Source organism: Acinetobacter sp. V2 (assembly GCF_001188385.1).
GTDB classification, from domain to species: Bacteria; Pseudomonadota; Gammaproteobacteria; order Pseudomonadales; family Moraxellaceae; genus Acinetobacter; species Acinetobacter oleivorans.
The window spans coordinates 1,753,594-1,754,976 of sequence record NZ_JZFB01000001.1 but is presented as its reverse complement, the minus strand read 5'-3'; the positions used below and the strand labels follow the sequence as shown (position 1 = coordinate 1,754,976).

Annotated in this window: 3 protein-coding genes; all 3 read right to left on the bottom strand. The window is 37.9% G+C overall.

Annotated elements, in window-relative coordinates:
* Window positions 1-266, bottom strand: a 266-nt coding sequence (locus UC75_RS20735; RefSeq protein ID WP_228137173.1) for a peroxiredoxin, incomplete at its 3' end; no start/stop codon positions are given.
* A 19-nt stretch (window positions 267-285) separates the two neighbouring features.
* Window positions 286-972, bottom strand: coding sequence for a diphthine--ammonia ligase (locus UC75_RS08050; RefSeq protein WP_049837248.1), 687 nt, complete (start codon window positions 970-972; stop codon window positions 286-288).
* A 99-nt stretch (window positions 973-1,071) separates the two neighbouring features.
* Window positions 1,072-1,383, bottom strand: a 312-nt coding sequence (locus UC75_RS08045; protein ID WP_228137172.1) for a hypothetical protein, incomplete at its 5' end; no start/stop codon positions are given.

Sequence of the window (1,383 nt, the reverse complement as noted above, 5' to 3'; positions counted from 1 at the left end):
CTAATTAGATCAATAGTTAGTGCCTGCTTTTCAGTAAAGTTTTGATGTGCTTTTACTGAGTCGCGCGAAACACCGTAAATACGAGCACCTAAAGCTTCAAACTGATCTTTTAGACAAGAAAAACCAACAGCTTGTGTTGTACATCCTGGAGTTGAATCTTTAGGGTAGAAGTAAATGATTAACCATTCATTTTCGACCTCAGTCAAGTTCACTTCACCTTGTGTTGTTGGGAATACCTGATTTGGTAATTGGATATTGTCAGTCATTTCTCATCCTTCAAAAAAGCTAAATTTGATCTAATTCAAGTGGTAAAAAAGCATATTCTTCATGATAAACAATATCGAGCTTTCTTACAGGAATTGGTTTGTTAAAAATTGGGCCATCAATCACAGTCGTATGAAATTCACCACCTTCACCACATGGATCAATACCGCGGTTTTCAAGTTCTTTTATATATTCTAAGGTTAAAGTTTTTCCTAAATCTTCAATTGTCATTCCTAATTTTAAGTTCACTGTCACAAGCACACTATGGAAACCAAGATTGATGAATTCTTCAACAACTTCACGATGTGGGCGAAGCCAAAGAGGCATTCCTAATTTGAGTCCTACCTGTTGAGTTATTCGATCATGCCAACATCCATGTTCAGGCATATCCAGATCGCCTGTAACAAGTACCTCGGCACCTTGTTGTTTTGACTGAATGAGTAATTCAATAAATTTTGCTTCATAGTCATTCCAGCTTGATGAAGCCATGAATACTGGTAAGCCGATTGCTTTAGCTTGTGCTTGAATAATATCAAGTGGCATAGCATGTGAACGAGAGCGCTGACCTTGTTCTTCCAGCATGACAATGAGCCCACTCACCGTGCCAGTTTTCATTGCATGGTAGAGTGCAAGGGAGCTGTCTTTACCGCCACTGAATGAGACAATAGAGGTCTTATTTATTGCGTTGGTTTTCCATTGTTCTTGCATGGTTTATTTCGGATGAATTGTTCAAGTTGGATAAGTTCATTTTAACAGAGCTACAAAAAAGCCTGCATAAATGCAGGCTTAATTTGGAATAACAAAAGCTTATTTTTTAGGAGCTTGTTGTTGAGCAGCTTTCATTGCATCTTCAGTTAATTTTTCAAGTTTAGTTGTTAACTGAGGACCGAAACATGCTTTAAGATCACGGTTTTGTTGTTGTACAAATCCTAGAGAGCTTGGGCTTTTCTTCGCATTGATTGCACTTTGGATTTCCCATTTTTGTGCTTCAGTCACTTTACCTTGTGCTTCAACTTGGCAGCTACAGAATTTGCTAACTTCAGATGAACTTAGTTTGCCGCCTTTAGCTGTTTGATCTTTACAAACGTTAACTAATGCACCTTTAACGTTGGTACTTTT